The 19,800-nt window shown below is 55.6% G+C and carries 17 protein-coding genes; 9 read left to right on the forward strand and 8 right to left on the reverse strand.

Annotated elements, in window-relative coordinates; all coding sequences use genetic code 11:
• The first annotated feature begins 12 nt into the window (after positions 1-12).
• From GGR95_RS02595 to GGR95_RS02615, 5 genes are all read left to right on the forward strand, one after another.
• Entirely contained in the window at positions 13-426 is a 414-nt protein-coding gene (locus GGR95_RS02595; protein ID WP_184562443.1) for a DUF1178 family protein, read from the forward strand.
• 15 nt (positions 427-441) lie between these two features.
• Positions 442-1,086, forward strand: coding sequence for an SDR family NAD(P)-dependent oxidoreductase (locus GGR95_RS02600; protein WP_184562445.1), 645 nt, complete (start codon positions 442-444; stop codon positions 1,084-1,086).
• 60 nt (positions 1,087-1,146) lie between these two features.
• Entirely contained in the window at positions 1,147-2,385 is a 1,239-nt protein-coding gene (locus tag GGR95_RS02605; RefSeq protein ID WP_184562447.1) for an aspartate kinase, read from the forward strand.
• A gap of 421 nt (positions 2,386-2,806) precedes the next feature.
• Complete coding sequence (ptsP, locus tag GGR95_RS02610; RefSeq protein WP_184562449.1) at positions 2,807-5,047, forward strand: phosphoenolpyruvate--protein phosphotransferase; 2,241 nt, start codon at positions 2,807-2,809, stop codon at positions 5,045-5,047.
• 159 nt (positions 5,048-5,206) lie between these two features.
• Positions 5,207-6,298, forward strand: coding sequence for a TRAP transporter substrate-binding protein (locus GGR95_RS02615; protein WP_184562451.1), 1,092 nt, complete (start codon positions 5,207-5,209; stop codon positions 6,296-6,298).
• A 77-nt stretch (positions 6,299-6,375) separates the two neighbouring features.
• Here the strand turns inward: GGR95_RS02615 and GGR95_RS02620 are convergent, their stop codons facing one another.
• From GGR95_RS02620 to GGR95_RS02655, 8 genes are all read right to left on the reverse strand, one after another.
• Positions 6,376-7,767 carry a TRAP transporter large permease gene (locus GGR95_RS02620; protein WP_184562453.1) on the reverse strand — a complete coding sequence of 464 codons (1,392 nt, stop codon included), beginning with the start codon at positions 7,765-7,767 and terminating at the stop codon, positions 6,376-6,378.
• Positions 7,767-8,330: a TRAP transporter small permease subunit gene (locus tag GGR95_RS02625; RefSeq protein WP_184562455.1), complete on the reverse strand. Its 564-nt coding sequence runs from the start codon at positions 8,328-8,330 to the stop codon at positions 7,767-7,769. Before GGR95_RS02625 ends, GGR95_RS02620 begins: the two co-directional genes overlap by 1 nt.
• 130 nt (positions 8,331-8,460) lie before the next feature.
• Complete coding sequence (gene dctP, locus GGR95_RS02630) at positions 8,461-9,552, reverse strand: TRAP transporter substrate-binding protein DctP (RefSeq protein WP_184562457.1); 1,092 nt, start codon at positions 9,550-9,552, stop codon at positions 8,461-8,463.
• 23 nt (positions 9,553-9,575) lie between these two features.
• The gene (locus GGR95_RS02635) at positions 9,576-10,898 is read right to left on the reverse strand and encodes a TRAP transporter large permease (RefSeq protein WP_184562459.1); all 1,323 of its coding nucleotides are present in this window, start codon (positions 10,896-10,898) and stop codon (positions 9,576-9,578) included.
• On the reverse strand, positions 10,888-11,388 hold the full coding sequence (locus GGR95_RS02640; RefSeq protein WP_184562461.1) for a TRAP transporter small permease subunit: 501 nt from the start codon (positions 11,386-11,388) through the stop codon (positions 10,888-10,890). Before GGR95_RS02640 ends, GGR95_RS02635 begins: the two co-directional genes overlap by 11 nt.
• A gap of 321 nt (positions 11,389-11,709) precedes the next feature.
• A complete protein-coding gene (gene metG / locus GGR95_RS02645; protein ID WP_184562463.1) occupies positions 11,710-13,422 on the reverse strand; it encodes a methionine--tRNA ligase in 1,713 nt (570 codons plus the stop codon).
• A gap of 55 nt (positions 13,423-13,477) precedes the next feature.
• A complete protein-coding gene (locus GGR95_RS02650; protein WP_184562465.1) occupies positions 13,478-14,242 on the reverse strand; it encodes a serine hydrolase domain-containing protein in 765 nt (254 codons plus the stop codon).
• A gap of 55 nt (positions 14,243-14,297) precedes the next feature.
• Entirely contained in the window at positions 14,298-15,533 is a 1,236-nt protein-coding gene (locus tag GGR95_RS02655; RefSeq protein WP_184562467.1) for an MFS transporter, read from the reverse strand.
• Between the two features lie 156 nt (positions 15,534-15,689).
• On the opposite strand from GGR95_RS02655, the gene GGR95_RS02660 reads away from it, so the two are divergent.
• The 4 genes from GGR95_RS02660 (at position 15,690) to GGR95_RS02675 (ending at position 19,713) form a co-directional block, all read left to right on the forward strand.
• Positions 15,690-16,733, forward strand: coding sequence for an aldo/keto reductase (locus GGR95_RS02660; protein WP_184562469.1), 1,044 nt, complete (start codon positions 15,690-15,692; stop codon positions 16,731-16,733).
• A gap of 75 nt (positions 16,734-16,808) precedes the next feature.
• On the forward strand, positions 16,809-17,720 hold the full coding sequence (gene bcoG, locus GGR95_RS02665) for a 3-dehydrocarnitine:acetyl-CoA trimethylamine transferase BcoG (protein WP_184562780.1): 912 nt from the start codon (positions 16,809-16,811) through the stop codon (positions 17,718-17,720).
• Entirely contained in the window at positions 17,717-18,247 is a 531-nt protein-coding gene (locus GGR95_RS02670) for a lipocalin family protein (protein WP_184562471.1), read from the forward strand. The genes bcoG and GGR95_RS02670 overlap by 4 nt, the downstream gene beginning before the upstream one ends.
• The gene (locus tag GGR95_RS02675; RefSeq protein ID WP_184562473.1) at positions 18,244-19,713 is read left to right on the forward strand and encodes a carnitine 3-dehydrogenase; all 1,470 of its coding nucleotides are present in this window, start codon (positions 18,244-18,246) and stop codon (positions 19,711-19,713) included. Before GGR95_RS02670 ends, GGR95_RS02675 begins: the two co-directional genes overlap by 4 nt.
• The last annotated feature ends 87 nt before the right edge of the window (positions 19,714-19,800 follow it).

A 19,800-nucleotide genomic window follows, 5' to 3' on the forward strand; every position in this document is an offset into this window, starting at 1 on the left:
GGGAATGAACAGATGATCCGTTATTCGCTGCAATGTTGTCAGGGCCATGTCTTTGAAAGCTGGTTCCAATCTGCATCGGCCTTCGACAGTTTAACGTTGGCGGGGCATGTGACATGTTCTGTTTGTGGTGAGACGGATGTGAGCAAGGCTTTGATGGCGCCAACCGTCTGTCACGTCTCGGAAGGCGTTGAAACGAAAACGCAAGACAAGCAAGCCGAGGCGATTGCCAAAATGCGCCAAGAGGTCGAAAAAAATGCGACCTATGTGGGCGGTGAGTTTGCCAAAAAAGCACGTGACATGCATGAGGGTCTTAGCTCTGAAACGTCGATTTACGGCGAAGCCAATTTGGCAGATGCGCGTGCGCTGATCGAAGACGGTATCCCTGTGATGCCATTACCCTTCAAGCCCAAACAAAAGCTACAATAGCGCAAGGAAACAAACATGACAGTTGTGATTACAGGGGCGACACGCGGCATTGGCGCGGGGTTGGCGGCGCATTATCGTGGGATCGGTAAAACGGTGATGGGCACAGGCCGCTCGCTGACGGCGGACATCACGTTGGATGTGACGCGGCCTTCCAGCCATACAGAAATGGCCGAACAATTGGGCGACCGCGCCGTGGAGTTGCTGGTGTGCAATGCGGGGGTCTATTTGGATAGGGGCGATGAGATCGGCAATGGCTATGGTGTCGACATCTGGGCGCAAAGCTTTGCCACCAATGTGACGGGCGTGTTTCTAACGATAGAGGCGCTGCTGCCGCATTTGCGCCGTGCCCGTAACCCGCGCATTGCGATTATATCTTCGCAAATGGCCTCTTCTGAGCGCGCGCCGGGGGGGAGTTATATCTATCGGTCTTCCAAAGCGGCGGCGCTTAATCTGGGGCGGAATCTGGCTGCGGATTTGAAATCCGAAGGGATCGCAGTGGGGATTTATCACCCCGGTTGGGTCCAAACCGACATGGGCGGCGAGACGGCAGAGATCACTGTGGCGGAGTCCGTTGCAGGATTGGCCGCGCGGTTTAAGGCGCTCAAGTTGGAAACCACAGGCTGTTTCGAGACATGGGATGGTCGTCCGCACGCCTACTGATCTTGCGTAACCTGCCGCGCTGGCGTAAACGCGGCGCGGAGTTATCAAGGCGAGGGTCTAATGCCTGTATTGGTTATGAAATTCGGTGGCACATCTGTAGCCACTCTGGACCGCATCCGTCGCGCGGCTAAGCGTGTGGGCGTGGAAGTGGCCAAAGGCTATGACGTGATTGTCATTGTCTCTGCCATGTCGGGCAAAACAAACGAGTTGGTCGGCTGGGTCGGTGAGACATCGCCGATGTATGACGCACGCGAATATGATGCGGTTGTATCTTCGGGTGAGAACGTCACGGCGGGGCTGATGGCGCTAACGTTGCAGGAAATGAACGTGCCTGCGCGCAGTTGGCAGGGCTGGCAAGTGCCGGTGAAGACAACTGATGCCCATGCCAACGCACGGATTGAAGAAATTCCACCAGAAAACATCACGGCGAAATTCGCGGAAGGCATGAAGGTTGCTGTGGTTGCGGGTTTCCAAGGGGTCAGCCCTGAGGGCCGTATCACCACACTGGGGCGCGGTGGTTCGGATACCACTGCTGTTGCTTTCGCTGCGGCCTTTGGTGCTGAGCGCTGTGATATCTACACGGATGTGGACGGGGTTTATACCACCGATCCGCGTGTCGAATCAAAGGCGCGCAAGCTGGACAAAATCTCGTTTGAGGAAATGCTGGAACTGGCTTCCCTTGGGGCGAAGGTTTTGCAGACGCGGTCGGTTGAATTGGCGATGCGCTATAAGGTCAAGCTGCGCGTTTTGTCGAGTTTTGAAGAACAATCGGACGATGCTGGTACGCTCGTTTGCGATGAGGAGGAAATCATGGAAAGCAATGTGGTAGCGGGCGTGGCGTTCAGCCGCGATGAGGCGAAAATGACGCTGGTATCGGTTGCGGACCGCCCCGGCATCGCGGCAAGCATCTTTACAGCGCTCAGCGAAGGCGGCGTGAATGTGGACATGATCGTTCAGAACATCGCCGAAGAAGGCCGCACGGACATGACATGGTCCTGCCCCGTGGATCAGGTGAAACGTGCTGATGCAGCGATGCAAAAGGCAGCTCAAGACGGTGTGATCAACTATGACGAGCTGATCGCAGACGAGGCTGTGGCCAAGGTTTCTGTGGTAGGTATCGGCATGCGCAGCCATACAGGCGTTGCGGCCAAGATGTTCAAAGTGCTGTCCGATGAAGGTGTGAACATCAAGGTGATCACCACCTCCGAGATCAAAATCAGTGTTCTGATTGATCGCAAATACATGGAGCTGGCTGTTCAGGCGCTGCATGATGCATTTGGTCTGGATAAAGTGGCTTAAACAGCCGTTGTAGAAGATAAGCCAGCTTCCGCACGGTTTGCGGGGAGGTGGCGCTTAGGGGCTCCCATTGTTGAAATGGGGGCCCTTTGTTTTTCATGAGCTTGAACTCATCGCTCTGCGAAAAAAGCGTTAAACTGTCTTTTGAGTTAAGAATTTGTTCATCTAGTTTTCCAATAACCAACGTGGAATTTGATTGGGATTGTGGGTGAGCAGAGCAGGCGCGTGCCGAGCAAGCGGATAAACTGGCAGGGAATGGCCGGACTGTAGTGGCGCAAGGGGGCAGGGTAGGTTGCTTTTGCGGCCTTTTCAGGCAGTGACCTGCCGCAAATCTTGTGTGACCGAGGGTAATTGCATTCTGACGTTTCGCTCCCCCTATTCGATGGTGTAAGTATACTTCAAAGAAGTCGGGGAGGCGGGCAGAATGCCAGAACGCACAGAAAGTGACAGTCGCAAGCTGCTTGGGCGGTTGCGCGATGCCATGGCGACGGATGATGCGGGACAGGCGCGGTTAGACAAGATTACGCACCTTATCGCCACCTCGATGGGGTGTGAGGTTTGTTCGATCTATCTGTTCCGCGATGAAGACACGCTGGAGCTGTGTGCGACCGAGGGTTTGAACAAAGACGCGGTACACCAGACACGCATGAAGATGGGTGAAGGTCTGGTGGGGCGTGTGGCCAAGCAGCGGCGTGTGATCAACACGCCCGACGCGCCGCAAGCCAAAGGTTTCCGTTATATGGAGGAAACGGGCGAGGAGCTTTTCTCGAGTTTCCTCGGGGTGCCGATCCAGCGGTTGGGCGATACGTTGGGCGTGCTGGTTGTGCAGTCCAAAATCGCACGCGAATTCAACACGGATGAGGTTTACGCACTAGAAGTTGTCGCCATGGTTTTGGCCGAGATGACCGAGCTGGGTGTTTTTGTTGGTGAAGGTGCGGCCATGTCTGCGCTGCACAGCCAACCTGTGATGTTGCGCGGCACCATCGCGCAAGACGGCGTGACGGAAGGCCATATCTGGCTGCACGAGCCGCGGGTGGTTGTTTCTAACCTGATTGCAGATGATCCTGAACGTGAGGCACAGCGCCTGATTGAGGCGGTGGATACGCTGCGGTTAAGTGTGGATCAGATGATGACAATGTCGCTGGGCGATAAAGACCAGCAGGAAGTCATTGAAACCTATCGCATGTTTGCCAACTCCAAAAGCTGGATGCAACGGATGCAGGCGGATATCACGCAGGGCCTGTCTGCGGAAGCGGCGGTTGAAAAAGAGCAATCTCTGGCGCGGTCACGGATCGGGAAATCTGCGGATACCTACATGCGCGAAAGGATGAGCGATCTGGATGACTTGTCCAACCGCTTGCTGCGCATCCTGACGGGGCAGGGCAAAGACACAGGCGCCGAGATGCCCTCGGATCCGATCCTTGTGGCGCGTAACATCGGGCCTGCGGAGTTGCTGGAATACGGGCGTTCGCTGCGCGGTATCATTTTGGAACAAGGGTCGGTGGGGTCACATGCGGCGATTGTCGCACGGGCGCTGGCGATACCGTTGATTGTGCACGCCGCTCGGATCACCAACGAAGCCCTGAACGGCGATCACGTGATGATCGACGGCGAACAGGGGCTTGTGCATCTGCGCCCTGAAGACGCGGTCGCGACAGCCTTTCGTGACAAAATCGCCATGCAGGCGGCGGCGCAGGAGCGCTATGCCTCGATCCGCGATGTGGCTGCCGAGACAAGATGCGGTGCAGTCATCGGGATGCATATGAATGCAGGGCTGATGGCTGATTTGCCGTCGCTGGAGAGTTCGGGCGCTGAGGGTGTTGGGCTGTTCCGCACGGAGTTGCAATTTTTGGTACGCAACCAGATGCCGCGCCGCAATGAGTTGAGCGTGCTTTATCGGCGAGTTCTGGATGCCGCTCAGGGCAAACGTGTGGTGTTTCGCACGCTTGATATCGGCTCGGACAAAGTGCTGCCGTATATGAAGCCCAACGACGAACCCAATCCTGCTTTGGGCTGGCGGGCCATTCGCGTGGGGCTGGATAAACCGGGTATCATGCGGATGCAGCTACAAGCGCTGTTTCGGGCCGCAAATGGCGGGCCGCTGACGGTGATGTTTCCCTTTGTCGCGCAGTTTGAGGAATACCGTGCAGCACGCGAAGAGGTAAATAAAACCTTGGCACGCGAAGCGAAGCTGGGGCATAAACTGCCGTCTTCTATTGAAGTGGGAGCGATGCTTGAGACGCCGAGTCTGGCCTATGCGCCTGATAAATTCTTTGAGGAAGTTGATTTTATCTCTATCGGGGGCAATGATCTCAAGCAGTTCTTTTTCGCCGCTGACAGAGAGAACGAGCGCGTGCGCAAACGCTATGACACGCTTAACGTCAGCTTTCTGACTTTCCTTGAGAATATCGTGAAACGGTGTGATTCCAGTGGGACACCGATCTCATTTTGTGGCGAGGATGCAGGGCGTCCTGTAGAGGCGCTTTGTTTTGCTGCAATCGGGTTGCGGACGCTTTCCATGCGGCCTGCGTCAATCGGGCCAGTAAAAAGCCTGCTACGGCGGTGTGATCTGAATGAAGTCTATCAGGTGATAGAGGCGGCACGTGACCGCGGTGACATGTCTGTACGCGGGGCAGTGATGGAATACTTGCGCGATCAATTCTGATCTTGAGACCTATATTCAGACCGTTATCCCGCTAATTTGCTTGCAGATTCTCTGGACAATCGAGGGAATAAAGATTTAGCTGTACCCGTAGGCCGAAACGGTCACTGCTCTGACAGGTGGGAGAACCTGTCAGGGTGTTTTTATTTCAGGGAGGTACGAATGGATCGTCGTTCTTTTATTAAACGTGCAGGTGTTGCCGGTGTTGGTGCAACAGCCGCAACTCTTGCAAGCCCCGCCCTTGCACAGGGTAACATCACATGGCGCATGGTAACCACATGGCCAAAGAATTTCCCGGGTCTGGGTGTCGGTGCACAGCGTCTGGGTGACCGTATCACAGCCGCTTCTGGTGGCCGCCTGACAGTTCAGGTTTATTCCGCTGGTGAGCTGGTGCCGCCACTGCAATCGCTGGACGCTGTTATTGATGGCACTGCCGAGATGAGCCACGGTGCGGCCTATTACTGGCAGAACAAATCACCTGCTTTGTCATTCTTCACAGGCGTGCCTTATGGTATGACCACACCAGAGCTGACAGCATGGATGCGCTATCTGGGCGGTCAGGAAATCTGGGACGAAGTATACGACCAGTTTGGTGTTCAGGGTTTCCTTTCGGGGAACACAGGCACGCAAGCGGGTGGTTGGTTCAAGAATGAAATCAACAGCGTAGAAGACCTGAAAGGCGTGCGTTTCCGTACACCTGGCCTTGGTGGTCGCGTGTGGGAAAAACTGGGCGCCACAGTGACAAACATGGCTGCTGGTGAAATCTTCCAAGCGTTGCAGTCTGGCACATTGGATGCGGCAGAATTTGTTGGTCCGTACAACGATCTGGCACTTGGCTTCCATCAGGTTGCGAAGAACTACTACATGCCGAGCTTTGTTGAATCTGGTCTGGCGACAGAACTGGTGGTGGATAAAGCCAAGTACCAAGCGCTGCCAGAAGATCTGCAAGCCATCGTAAAAGACATCTGTCAGGCGGAATACGATCAGGTTGCGGCAGATTTCTATGCCAATGACCCACGCGCCTTGCGCACATTGGTTAACGATCACGGCGTACAGGTTCGCAACTTCCCTGATGATGTGATGGCGGCGGGTGCTGTAGCATCCCAAGAGGTGATTGACGAACTGCGCGACAGCAGCGATCCGCTGGTGCAAAAAGTGACCGAGAGCTTCCTTGAAGGTCTGTCGCTTGTGCGTGAGCGTACAGAAAAGATCGACTTGCCCTACCAAGCGGCGCGTCAGAAGCACCTTAAGTAATAAGCTTCCAAAGCTGAAAACGAAAAGGCCCGGCATCACTGCCGGGCCTTTTTTGTATCTATCTATGGTTAGGGCCTTTAGCCCGAGATCACACTGGGCAGCCATGTCACGATACCCGGGAAGGCAAAGAGCAGGCCGATGGCGATGACTTGCAAGATCACAAAGGGCAACACGCCTTTGTAGATCGCCGATGTAGGCAAGTCGGCAGGGGCCACGCCGCGCAGATAGAACAGCGCAAAGCCGAAAGGCGGCGTCAGGAACGAGGTTTGCAGGTTCACACCCACAATCACACCCAGCCAAACCGGATCAACATCCAGCGCCAGCAAGATTGGTGCGGTGATCGGGATCACGATGAAGATGATTTCGAATGTATCGAGGATAAAGCCAAGCACAAACATGATCAGCATCACAACTGCCACCGCCATCAGCGTACCGCCGGGGAGGTTGGACAGGAATTCATGCACCAGATTATCACCGCCCATCAGGCGGAACACGACCGAGAACACAGACGCACCCAGCAGGATGATGAACACCATCGAGGTGATGGTTGCCGCAGCAATTGCCGTTTCGCGCAGGATATTGAAGGATAAACGCCAGCGCAGCGCGGCAAGAACCATGGAGCCAACGGCCCCAACTGAGGCGGCCTCGGTCGGAGTGGCGATGCCGCCAAGGATGGAACCCAGAACCGAAAGGATCAACAGGAGAGGGGGCAAGAGCGACACCACAACTTCGCGCATGAGGTCTTTCTTTTCATCCTCAGGGACGGGTGTTGCAGGGCAGCTTTCGGGATCGGTGATGGCTTTGAAAATGACGTAGGACATATAGAGGGCGACCAGCATGAAGCCCGGCAGAATGGCCCCTGCAAATAGATCACCAACAGAGACGGCGGTGGGGGCAAAGTTGCCTTTGGCCATTTGTACCTGCGAGTTGATGCCAGACAGCATATCACCCATAAAGATCAGCACTGTGGAGGGGGGGATGATCTGGCCCAATGTACCGCTGGCGCAGATCACGCCTGTTGCCATTTTGGGATCATATCCAGCGCGCAGCATGGCAGGCAGCGAGATCAGGCCCATGGTGACCACTGTGGCCCCGACAACCCCTGTAGAGGCCGCAAGCAACGCGCCCACGATGATCACCGACATGCCCAGACCGCCGCGCATATTGCCAAACAGTTTGCCCATGGTCAGCAGCAATTGCTCGGCGATGTTAGATCGCTCTAGCATCACCCCCATAAAGATAAACAGGGGCACTGCGACCAGCACTTCGTTGGTCATAAAGCCGATATAGCGGTTCGGCAGAGCGCCAAAGTTGGACGGATCGAACACGCCAAAGAACATGCCCACTGCGCCGAACATCAAAGAGACGCCTGCCAGTGTGAAGGCAACTGGAAAGCCCAGCAGCAAAAAGCCGATGATCCCGAAGAACATCAGACCGGCGAGAAGTTCTCCCAATAGGACTGGATCCATTATGCTGTTCCTTCGTTGTCTTCGGTTTCATAACGCTGGGACGCGGGGAGGAGGTCTTCGCGGTCAGCCAACACCAGAATAGAGCGTGCAATCATCGCAATCCCTTGCAGCGCAAGAAGGACCACAAAGACGATGATGAATGATTTGAGGATATAAAGACCGGGCATGCCACCGACATTGGCGGAGCCTTCGGTATAGCTCCAGGCGCGTAAAACGGCAGGCATAGAATAGCTATAGACCACCGCACAGAAGGGCAGGAGGAACAGGACCGAGCCGATCAGGTCAACCATCGCTTTTTTGCGCACAGAAGCGGGGCGATAGAAAATATCGACACGTACGTGATCACCACGCATCAGGGCAAAGCCTGACACAGCCGTGAACATCGCACCGTTCAGCCAGATATAGAGGTCTTGCATCCAGACATAGCTGGTCGCAAAAACATAGCGCTGTACCACAACGGTAAAGCAAATGATGACAATCCCCAAAGACAGCCACGAGAAGATATTTCCGACGATTGCGTTTAACCCGCTAATCATCCGAACCACCGTTGCCAGTGCGCGCATTTCCTCACTCCCATTTATAATCGTTCATATTTAGTGCCATAAAGGGACAGTGCCTACAATACAGGCCGTTTCTATAATAACGCGAAAGGCCCGCAAAAAGCGGGCCTTTCCAGTCATATTGTAGGTAGGTTTACTTGGCTGCGCATTCGCGCAGTTTTTCAACGTCTGGGCCATTTGGTGTACGGCCAAGGTTGAAGGGCGCAGAAGCTTCACGCCATTTGGAGTAGTCACCAAGGTATTCCATCATGGAGAGATAGACTTTGGCGCTGTCAGGGTTTTCGCAGGCGGTTGTCTCGATGACACCGTTTGCCATTTCCTGAATTTTTGCCAGCGTTTCGTCATCATAGCGGGTGATCTCGATTCCCGCGTCTTTGAACTGCTGGTAGGCTTCGGTTGCACGTTTCTCGGTGTAGCCAAGGGACCACAGCAGGTTCGCATCGGCTGCGATTTGCAGTGCTTCGCGTGTTTCAGGCTTCAACGCATCCCATGAGGCTTTGTTGATCATCACACCAAAGATCGACGCGGACTGGTGCCAGCCGGGCGTTGCCCAGAATTTGGTAACCTGTTGGAAACCTCCGGAGAAATCAACGTTTGGTGTAGAGAATTCAGCACCATCAATCACGCCGCGCTCAAGCGACTGATAGATTTCGCCACCTGCCATGGAAACCTGACTACCGCCGAGTTTCTCCAGAAGGCGACCTTGCTCAAGACCGGAAAGGCGCAGACGCATGCCTTGCAGGTCGTCGAGTGTTTCGACCTTTTTGTTGGTGCGGAAACCGGATTCGTTGTTGGTCACGCCGTAAGGCAGATAGACCATGCCGAATTTGCCGTAGATTTCATTGTACAGCTCTGCGCCGCCCCACTGCTGGATCCAGTTTACATAGTCAACTGCGTTGAACAGGGATGCTGTTGTTGCCAGTGGCGAGAAAGCCGAGTTGCGGCCAGCCCAGTAACCGGGCCAGTCAGCGCCTGCTTGGATGGTGCCGGATTCTACTGCGCCGAAAACTTCGCCAGCAGGCACAAGGGAGCCACCTTCAAAGAATTCAATGCTCAGGTCGCCCGCTGTCAGTTTGTTGGCCAGATCAACAAAGTGCTTGTCGATCTCGATCAGCTCAAGAGACGTGGGCCATGTTGTTGTCATGGTCCAGCTTTCTTGTGCCATTGCGGCGCTGGATAGGCCGACTGTGACAGCCGCTGTTGCGATGATATTTTTAAGTTTCATTGGTAGTCCTCTCCCTAGTTTAGTTATTTTGTGTACAAAACTTCCGGCAGCCAAAGAACAAGCTGCGGAAAGGCTGCGACGGTCAGGCACATCGCGACGATGAGCCCGATAAACGGCAAGACGCCTTTGATGATCTGGCCAGTTCGGACTTCCTTGGGCGCAAGCGCGCGTAGGTAGAACAGGGCGTATCCAAAGGGGGGCGTCAAGAATGAGGTTTGCAGCACCAGTGCCATCAACACGACGAACCACAGCAGGCTGACATTCATTTCCTGCACGATCGGCAGGAAGATCGGGAAGGACAGCAAAACAATGCCGGTCCAATCCAGGAATGCGCCAAGGATGAACACGATGAACAGCATCATGGTCAGCAGCATCCATGGCTCCATTTCAAGGCCACGAATGATCGCCTGTGTTGCACGCAGGCCGCCTGTGATGTTGAAAACGCCGGTAAAGGCGGTTGCACCGATAACGATAAACAAGATCATCGCCGAGGTACGGCCCGTTTCCAACAAGGCGGAATAGAAGGTTTTCCATTCGAATTTGCCGCGCAAGATCACGATAGTCAGTGCAAGGAAGGCGCCAATGGCCGAAGCTTCGGTTGCTGTGGCGATACCTGCCAGCAGCGATCCGAGGATACCAAGGATCAACACCAATGGTGGCACAGCTTCGGCAGCCAGCATTTTGAACAACGCACTGCGCTCGATTTTTTCGTCGGGTTCGACAGCAGGGGCGGATTTGGGATCAAAGATCGCAACAACCACAACCCAAGCTGCGTAAAGCAGACCCAGCAAAATGCCCGGAATCATCGAACCGGCAAACAATTCACCAACAGTCAGTGGCGAATAGGAGGCCATCAGGATCAACATGATAGAAGGCGGGATCAGGATGCCGAGACACCCAGACGCGGCAATCACACCCGTCGTGAGGGTGGCCGAATATCCGTATTGCAGCATTGGGCGCAGCGCCATCACACCCATCACCGTGATGGATGCACCGATGATGCCCGTGGTGGCGGCCAGCAGGATCGAGATAAACACAACCGCCAATGCCAAGCCGCCACGTACGTTGGACAGCAGCAGGCGCAGGGCTTCGAACATCCTATCCGTTACCCCGCTATCCGATAGAAAGCGGGCCATGAGGACAAATAGCGGAATGGCAATCAGGGTGAAGTTCTCAAGCACATCGCCAAAGATGCGATTGATGACGATTCCCAGCACCATCGGTTTGCCAGCGATCACCGCCCCCAAGACCGCCGTGCCGCCGAGAACAAAGGCCAGTGGGTGCCCCATGAAAAGGCCCGACAACAGCAGGCCAAACATACATAATGCGATAAGTTCAGGAGTCATGATGCGGAACCTTGTGACCGAGAGCGAGTTTCAAAACTTCTGCGATGCCTTGCAAGAACAGCAAGCCAGCGGCACAGGCCATCGCGAGTTTAAGAGGATAGACGGGAAGCTGGACCGACCCGTAAGTCGTTTCGCCTTGGTTCCATGAGGTCACGCCGAAATCCCATGACCGCGTCATAAAGACCCAAGCAAAAGGGAAGAAAAAGATCAGATACCCTGCAATTTCAACCCAGCGGCGCGATGTATCGCCCAGCGTTTCGGTGATTAGATCAACACGCACATGCGATTGGTGGCGCAGCGCATAACCGCCTAACATCACGAAATAAAATCCGTAGAGTTGTTTGGTAACATCAAACGCCCAGCGCGTCGGGTCGTTAAACGCGTACCGCATGACGACATCGTAGATGATGATCGCACCAAAAATAATCGCTACGACCGACACTACTCGGCCCACGACTTCATTCAGGCCATCGATTGCCTTGATCAACATTATTGCTCCTCCCGCATTGGCGGTGAAAGTGGACGATATCGCTAGGGGAATTCAAGTCAAATTCGGCCCAAAACGGGCACAACTGTGTTTATACGTATAAAGTGGAGGGCCGTGTTGTCTTTTTTACCCTGATCTTGTTCTTTAACACCTATAGCGCCAGAATTGCCGACGAGACAGCATTGTGGTCACTCGGGACAAAAGGCCCCGAGTAGCAAATTTTTTGGCTGATATGCTTATACGCCCGCCCCAAAAGGGCGCAGTGAATAGCCTAAGCTATAATCACAACTGCGCCCTTGGCGGGATCACACAACACTGGATGGATCAGTCGCGTGTGCCTGCAAAGCGGATTGCCCATTCTTCGCGCTGTTCGTCGCTGATTTTGGCGAAGAGAACCTCGGGGACTTCAAACACATGGCCCCCAGGCAGCTGGGCAACGGCTGCTGCCACGTCTTCGGGGAAGCCTGCGTCGTCAATCTTCATGCCTGCCAGCATTTTTGCGGCGGCATCAGGGATGAAGGGCGCGGCCAGCGTCGCATACAGCGGGATAAGGTTGAGCGCGAGGCGGGTTTGGGCTGCGGCGCGGTCGGGGTCTGTTTTAAAGGTCGTCCACGGTGCTTGGGCTTGCAGGTATTCGTTGCCAGCGGCCCAGATTGCGCGCAGCTCTGCTGCGGATTTGCGGACTTCCATTTTATCCATCTGCTCTGCGTAACGCGCGACGCGCTCGGTCAGATCGGCGATCAAGGCTGTTTCGGCCTCCGTGTATTCACCTGCTTCTGGCACGGCTTCGCCGAATTTAGAGCGGCAGAATTTTGTGATGCGGCTGACGAAATTGCCCAAAACATCCGCAAGGTCTTTGTTTGTTGCGGTTTGGAAATTCTCCCACGTGAATTCGGCGTCAGAGGTTTCAGGCGCATGGGACAGCAACCACCAGCGCCAGTAATCGGCGGGCAGGATTTCCAGTGCTTGGTCCATAAACACACCGCGCCCGCGCGAGGTGGAGAATTGGCCGCCATCATAGTTCAGATAGTTAAAGGATTTAATGTAATCGACTAGCTTCCAAGGTTCGTTTGAGCCCATGATTGTGGCTGGGAAAGACAGTGTGTGGAAGGGCACGTTATCTTTACCCATGAATTGGGTATATTGCACATCGTCTGCGCCTTTGTCGGTGCGCCACCAGCGCTCCCAATCGGTGCCTTTACCTGCATCGACCCATTCTTGCGCGCAGGCGATGTATTCGATGGGGGCATCGAACCAAACGTAGAACACTTTGCCCTCCATGCCCGGCCAATCGGCATCGCCGCGTTTCACGGGAACACCCCATTTCAGGTCACGGGTGATGCCACGGTCTTGGAGGCCGTCACCGTCATGCAGCCATTTCTTGGCAATGGATGTGGTCAACACAGGCCAGTCTGCTTTGGAATTGATCCATGTGTCCAGACGGTCCTTCATCTTGGATTGCTTGAGGAACAGATGTTTGGTCGCGCGCATTTCCAGATCGGTGGCACCCGATACGGTCGAGCGCGGATTGATCAGGTCTTCGGGGTCCAACTGTTTGGTGCAATTGTCGCATTGATCGCCGCGTGCATCCTCAAAGCCGCAGTTGGGGCAGGTGCCTTCAACATAGCGGTCGGGCAAAAAGCGGCCATCGGTTTCGGAATAAATCTGGCTTTGCTCGACTTCCTCGATCAGCCCTTCATCGGCCAATGCGCCTGCAAAATGCTGGGTCAGGTTTTTATTTTGCTGTGAGGAGGAGCGCCCGAAGTGGTCAAAGGACAGGCCAAAGCCTTGGGCAATCTCGGCCTGTACGGCGTACATCTCGGCGCAGAACTCCTCAACAGGTTTGCCTGCTTTGGCGGCGGCCAGTTCGGCAGGGGTGCCGTGTTCATCCGTGGCGCAGAGGAACAGCACTTCGTGGCCGCGGCTGCGCAGGTAGCGGGCATAGAGATCGGCGGGCAGTTGGCTGCCGACCAGATTGCCGAGGTGTTTGATGCCGTTGATATACGGAATAGCGGAGGTAATGAGATGACGCGACATGTGGGGGTTCCTTCGGATACTCCCCTCCCTTAACGCTTGGGGCTGCAAGGATCAATCAGTGCAACACAGCGGTGATGCTTTGGCGCAGGTCATTATAGGCTTCTGGGGGTAAATTACCTTGCCAGTTCGCGACAAAGACGGTGCCAGTAGTGCTAGCCAGAAAGAGCGCTCCAATCTGGCGGGATTGTTTGTTATTTTGCCATAGGCCGCTGTGGTAAAACATATGACGGCCATCATAGTAAAAGTTGCGGACGCTCAGGCCCATGCCTGAATCCCTGTCTAGCGGGTAGTTTTGCGGTGTTTTCACCCAAGGGCGATCAGCTGCGTACCAATACATGACAAAACGCGCATAATCGCTGGCGGTGATGGTCCAGCCACCGAATCCGCCTGTGGCCCACATTGGCCCGCCAATTTGCGCGGAGGTTGCGCCAGCAGGGGCCATAATGGTTGTACCGCAATAATCACCATATGGTTGGCCTGTGATGCCTTCGATTATCTGGCCCAAAAGGCCGTAGCCTACGTTTGAATAGAGATGTTTGCGATCAGGGCTGAGGAGTGTGGGGTCTTTAAGTGCGGTACGTGCAAAATGGATTTGCGTATAGAAATTGCGCGAAGCGGCTTGGATCCCGCCTAGATCTGGTGCTGTGATTTCGGGCTCTTGAGGGGGTGCGGATTGAGGCGGAATGGGCAAAGCAGGCTGCGAGGATCGCGGTTGCTCAATTTGCGCGGCAGATGTTTGCAAGGGGGATATGCTAGAGGCTAGGATGAGCAAGACAAGCGCACATAACCCACCTGCAATTATCGATAAAATTTGCATCATTTGCCTCAATTTTCACCCGAAACTTGCTGATGGATGTCAATTGGAGAGGGTGATATTAAGGCATGTCTTTGGTTTTCTCGCGTTCGCGGCGAAACAGCCTGCCGACGGTAAACGACGTACGTGGTGCGTTAATATAGGCGGTTCTGACGGCTTTGGTCGGGCGTGCGGCCATGCGGGCGATGCTAAATACAATCAGCCCTGCATGGCCAATGGCCAGCATGATGAACATGGCTTCGGGGCCATAGGATTCGATCAGCAGGGAAGTGCCATAGGGGGCGGCGATTGCGCCCATGGCGAACCAAAACATCAGGGCCGCCGAGAGTTCAACCCGTTCATCCGAGCTGGCAAAGTCATGGGCATGGGCGGCGGCAACAGAGTAGATCGGGAATGTGGTAAAGCCGAACAAGCCAGCGGATAGGAACACGCCTGTAACGCCCCAAGTGGCCGTGGCCATGGTCACGCCGCAACTGCCAATGGCGGCAACTGACATCCAGATCAGCACTTTGCGGCGGTCATATTTATCAGCCAGCCAACCGATGGGAATTTGCGCCAAGGCTCCGCCCACCACAAAGGCCAGCAAGAACCATGCGATTTGCCCCGCCGATAGTCCGACTTCTTGGCCATAAATCGGGCCGACCATACGAAAAGACGCACTGGATAGCGCGGCCACAATCACCCCCGCCACAGCCAGAGGCGAACGGGTATAGGCCAGTGCAGGCCGTAGGCGGGGGGATTTGGGGGTTTCGGGTTGCTGGGTTTTGGTCAGGGTAATGGGCAATAGGGCGGCACAGCACAAAATCGCTAGCAAATTGTAAGAAATGTAGTCAGCAGGGGCCAGAATACCAACGATGCCTTGGGCAAAGAGGTTTCCTGTCATATCCACCATACGGTAGCTGCCCATGGCGCGGCCGCGCGTTTCATTGGTGACTTTGGCCTGTAGCCATGCCTCGACCACGGTATAACAGCCCGCAACACAAAGGCCCGAGGCCACCCGCATCAACGCCCACGCGTAGGGGTTGATCACCATCATATGGGCAATCAGGCCGATGGAACCTGCGGCGGTAAAAGCGGCAAAGGCGCGGCTGTGGCCGACACTGCCCAGCAGACGGGGCGCAAACCAGCAGCCGATGAAAAACCCAAAGAAATGCGCAGACCCGAGCATCCCGATTTCCTGCCGCGTGAATCCCAGCGCGGTGCCTGACAGCACATCCAGTGGGCCAACACCCCCAGAGGAGAGTTGCAACAAGACGACTGACAAAAACAGCGCCGCAAAAGAGATCATCATACGCATTTCTAATGTGTGCGCGTTTTGGAGGCTGAAAAGCTAGTCATATTCGCGAGATAGCGCAGGTTTATTTTGCCGAGGACGCCTCTGTGCAAGAAAGCTGCTTGCAGTGGGCAGGGGCCTGCGTAGTTTGCGCGCAAACAGCCTCAAAGGAATAGCGCTATGCAAATGACAACATTGGGCCGCACAGGCATTGAAGTTTCGAAGTTTTGTCTTGGGTCGATGACGTGGGGCACGCAAAACACCTTTGCCGAGGGTCATGCACAGATTGACCGCGCTTTGGCCGCTGGCATTAACTTTGTCGATACCGCCGAGATGTATCCCGTAAACCCGCTCAGCGCAGAGACCCAAGGCCGCACAGAAGAAGTGATTGGCGAATGGTTTGCGCAATCTGGGCGGCGCAAGGATGTGGTGCTGGCCAGCAAACATTCAGGTAACGGGATTGCCTATGTCCGCGACGGTGGCCCGATCACCGCCGAATCTATTCCGCAGGCGATTGACGGATCACTGGCGCGGCTCAAGACGGATTACATCGACCTGTATCAATTCCACTGGCCTAACCGTGGTAGCTATATGTTCCGCAAAAACTGGCTCTATGATCCTTCAACCCAGAACCGCGCGCAGACTCTGCAAGCGATGGAGGATTGTTTGGGCGCCTTGCAGGCCGAAGTGGATCGGGGCCGTATTCGTGCCTTTGGCATGAGCAACGAGAGCGCGTGGGGCCTGACACAATGGGCCAACGCCGCCGAGCGTACAGGCGGGCCGCGCATTGCCAGCGTACAAAACGAGTATTCTCTGATGTGTCGTTTGGCGGATACGGATGTGGCAGAGGCCTGCCATAATGAGGACATCGGGATGTTGTCGTATTCGCCTTTGGCTACAGGATTGTTGACTGGAAAATACCAGAACGGTGCCGTGCCTTCGGGATCGCGCCTGTCGCTGAGCCCCGAATTGGGTGGACGCAAAACACCGCGTGCTTTTGAAGCGGTGGATGCTTATCTGGCGGTAGCGAACAAGCACGGTCTTGATCCGGTTCACATGGCGATGGCCTTTGTACGTGACCGCCCGTTTATGGCCAGCGTGATCTTTGGGGCGACCACTTTGGACCATCTTGAGGTGGTCTTGGCGGGCGCTGAACTGGTGCTGAGCGATGAGGTGATGGCGGATATCGACACGGCGCACCGTGCGCATCCGATGCCATACTGATCTGCAACGCCACAAGGGGATGGCCAAATGCCATTCCCTCACGCAGTATTCGACGAAATTGAGAAAGAGAAATCTATGCCACTGGCCATGAACACAGATGTATTTATCACCTGCGCGGTTACCGGATCGGGTGCCACGCAGGACCGCAGCCACCATGTACCACGTTCGCCCGAACAGATCGCTGACAGCGCGATTGCTGCCGCCAAAGCAGGGGCCGCAGTGGTGCATTGCCATGTGCGCGACCCCGAGACAGGCGCACCCAGTCGTGATCTAAAACTCTACCGTGAGGTGACCGAGCGCATCCGTGATAGCGACACAGATGTTGTTCTGAACCTGACGGCGGGTATGGGCGGTGATATTGTGTTTGGGGGGGTGGAAAACCCGATGAACCTGAACCAAGACGCCACAGATATGGTCGGCGCAACCGAGCGCATGGCCCATATTGCGGAATGCCTGCCCGAGATTTGCACGCTTGATTGCGGTACGATGAATTTCGCGGAAGCGGATTACGTCATGACCAACACCCCCGGCATGTTGGTGGCGATGGGGCAGATGATGACCGATCTGGGCGTAAAGCCCGAGATTGAAGCCTTTGACACAGGTCACCTTTGGTATGCCAAGGAATTGGTCAAACAGGGCGTACTGGACGGCCCCGCATTGGTGCAGCTGTGCATGGGCGTCAAATGGGGCGCGCCGGATGATTTGAACACCTTTATGGCGATGGTCAATAATGTGCCAGATGATTGGAACTTCTCTGGGTTTGGACTTGGACGTAATCAGATGGCCTATGTGGCGGCTTCGGTGCTGGCGGGCGGCAACGTGCGTGTGGGGCTGGAGGATAACCTGTGGCTGGACAAAGGTGTGCTGGCCGAGAACCACCAGTTGGTGACCCGCGCACGCGGGATCATCGAGGCGATGGGCGCCAAGATCATCGGCCCCGACGCGGTACGCGAAAAACTGGGCCTGCAAAAGCGGATGCCGCGTTGATACGCGGGATTTTAGCCATTGGCTTGTTGGCGTTGGGGGCTTGCACTGCCTCCACCCCAACAGCTGTGAAACTGCCCGGCTACCGCGATCAATCGGCATTGATCGGGGTGACCTCACGGTTTGACGAAAAGAAGTTCGAAGGCGTCTGGTATGTGCGCGCTGGGTTTGACCCCGATCTGGGCAAGATGGCGTTCCGGATGATCCACACGCCCAAAGGGCATGTGATGCGTTTGGGGGCCTCTGTTTGTGATGCGGCGGGCGTTTGCGGGGATTACTCCGAAGATTTGCCTGTGACGCGTTTGGGTAAAGGCCAGTTTCGCGTGAAAATGCCTAACGGCCTCAACCGCGATTTCTGGGTGCTCTGGGTGGATGAAGGTTTCCGCACGGCTGTGCTGGGCAATAAAACCGGTGAATTCGGCTGGATCGTCGACCGGAGCACCAAAGGCGGCGCAGACAGGATCGCCGCCGCACATGAGATATTGGATTTTAATGGCTACCATGTGAGCCAACTGAAGGTGGTAAAATGAGCAAGACAGCAGCGATTATCGGGGGCGGCGTCATTGGCGGAGGCTGGGCGGCGCGGTTTTTACTCAACGGGTGGGATGTGCAGGTATTTGACCCAGACCCACAGGCGGAACGCAAGATTGGCGAAGTCATCGCCAACGCCCGCCGCGCATTGCCCGGTTTGACGGATGTGGCACTGCCGCCCGAGGGCAAGCTGAGCTATCACGCGACAATTGCCGAGGCTGTGCAAGGGGCGCAGTGGGTACAAGAAAGCGTGCCAGAGCAACTCAAGATCAAACAGGCGACTTTGGCAGATATCCAAAGCGCCTGTGACGCGGAGGCGGTGATTGGCTCGTCCACATCGGGGTTTAAGCCATCCGAGCTGCAACAAGGGGCAACACGTCCTGAACAGATCATGGTCGCGCATCCGTTTAACCCTGTGTATTTGCTGCCTTTGGTTGAGCTGGTGGCCCCAGAAGCCGCACCTGAATTGATCGACAAAGCCAAGGCTGTGCTGACCTCGCTGGGGATGTATCCGCTGCATTTGAAGAAAGAAATCGACGCCCATGTGGCCGACCGCCTGCTGGAGGCCGTGTGGCGCGAGGCCTTGTGGCTGGTCAAAGACGGCATCGCCACCACCGAAGAAATTGACGATTCCATCCGCTATGGGTTTGGTATCCGCTGGGCGCAGATGGGCCTGTTTGAAACCTACCGCGTGGCCGGTGGTGAAGCGGGCATGAAGCATTTCATGGCGCAATTTGGGCCTGCACTGAAATGGCCTTGGACCAAGCTGATGGATGTGCCTGAATTTACGGATGAATTGGTTGATCTGATCGCGGGGCAGTCTGATGCGCAGTCGGGCATGCATGGCATCCGTGATCTAGAGCGTATCCGCGACAATAATCTTGTGGTGATGATGCGCGGCCTCAAGGCGCAGAATTGGGGCGCAGGGGCGTTGTTGAACGCGCAAGAACACGAGATGCGCAAAGGCACGGTGCATGGCGCCTTGGCAGCTGATCTGCCCGCGGATGCATTGGTGGAAACGGCGCACCGTACTGTGCCGCTGGATTGGACCGACTATAATGGCCACATGACGGAATCGCGTTATCTGCATGCCTTTGCCGATGCCACTGACCGTTTTATGGAGATCATCGGCTGTAATGCTGAATATATCTCTAAAGGCGGCAGTTACTTCACCGCCGAGACGCATATCCGCCATGTGGACGAGGTTCATGCTGGGGTGGTGATTACCATCCGTACGCGGGTGATCATGGGCGAGGGCAAGAAAATGCACCTCTGGCATGAGATGTATGACGGTGACCGGTTGCTGGCCACAGGCGAGCATTTCTTACTGCACGTCAGTCTGGAGACACGCAAACCATCCCCCGCCGCGCCGCATATCGAGGCGGCATTGGTGCGTTTTGCCAAGGGGCATGCAGGGCTACCTACACCTGAGGGTCTGGGGCGTGCGATTGGCGCGCCACGATGATGTGAGGGTTGGGGCGTGCCAAAAGGCCCGCCCCATCGCGGCTTGCTGCACATCTGCTCTGGCACAGGGGCGGGGATTGGTGCAGTA

This window comes from Sulfitobacter undariae (assembly GCF_014196805.1).
GTDB lineage: Bacteria > Pseudomonadota > Alphaproteobacteria > Rhodobacterales > Rhodobacteraceae > Sulfitobacter > Sulfitobacter undariae.

Excerpts from the sequence above, each read along its gene's own strand:
- GGR95_RS02605 (WP_184562447.1), top strand. The coding sequence starts at position 1,147 with ATGCCTGTATTGGTTATGAAATTCGGTGGCACATCTGTAGCCACTCTG.
- GGR95_RS02600 (WP_184562445.1), top strand. The coding sequence starts at position 442 with ATGACAGTTGTGATTACAGGGGCGACACGCGGCATTGGCGCGGGGTTG.
- GGR95_RS02640 (WP_184562461.1), bottom strand. The coding sequence starts at position 11,388 with ATGTTGATCAAGGCAATCGATGGCCTGAATGAAGTCGTGGGCCGAGTA.
- ptsP (WP_184562449.1), top strand. The coding sequence starts at position 2,807 with ATGCCAGAACGCACAGAAAGTGACAGTCGCAAGCTGCTTGGGCGGTTG.
- GGR95_RS02635 (WP_184562459.1), bottom strand. The coding sequence starts at position 10,898 with ATGACTCCTGAACTTATCGCATTATGTATGTTTGGCCTGCTGTTGTCG.
- GGR95_RS02675 (WP_184562473.1), top strand. The coding sequence starts at position 18,244 with ATGAGCAAGACAGCAGCGATTATCGGGGGCGGCGTCATTGGCGGAGGC.
- metG (WP_184562463.1), bottom strand. The coding sequence starts at position 13,422 with ATGTCGCGTCATCTCATTACCTCCGCTATTCCGTATATCAACGGCATC.
- GGR95_RS02595 (WP_184562443.1), top strand. The coding sequence starts at position 13 with ATGATCCGTTATTCGCTGCAATGTTGTCAGGGCCATGTCTTTGAAAGC.
- dctP (WP_184562457.1), bottom strand. The coding sequence starts at position 9,552 with ATGAAACTTAAAAATATCATCGCAACAGCGGCTGTCACAGTCGGCCTA.
- GGR95_RS02620 (WP_184562453.1), bottom strand. The coding sequence starts at position 7,767 with ATGGATCCAGTCCTATTGGGAGAACTTCTCGCCGGTCTGATGTTCTTC.
- GGR95_RS02650 (WP_184562465.1), bottom strand. The coding sequence starts at position 14,242 with ATGATGCAAATTTTATCGATAATTGCAGGTGGGTTATGTGCGCTTGTC.
- GGR95_RS02655 (WP_184562467.1), bottom strand. The coding sequence starts at position 15,533 with ATGCGTATGATGATCTCTTTTGCGGCGCTGTTTTTGTCAGTCGTCTTG.
- GGR95_RS02615 (WP_184562451.1), top strand. The coding sequence starts at position 5,207 with ATGGATCGTCGTTCTTTTATTAAACGTGCAGGTGTTGCCGGTGTTGGT.
- bcoG (WP_184562780.1), top strand. The coding sequence starts at position 16,809 with ATGCCACTGGCCATGAACACAGATGTATTTATCACCTGCGCGGTTACC.
- GGR95_RS02625 (WP_184562455.1), bottom strand. The coding sequence starts at position 8,330 with ATGCGCGCACTGGCAACGGTGGTTCGGATGATTAGCGGGTTAAACGCA.
- GGR95_RS02660 (WP_184562469.1), top strand. The coding sequence starts at position 15,690 with ATGCAAATGACAACATTGGGCCGCACAGGCATTGAAGTTTCGAAGTTT.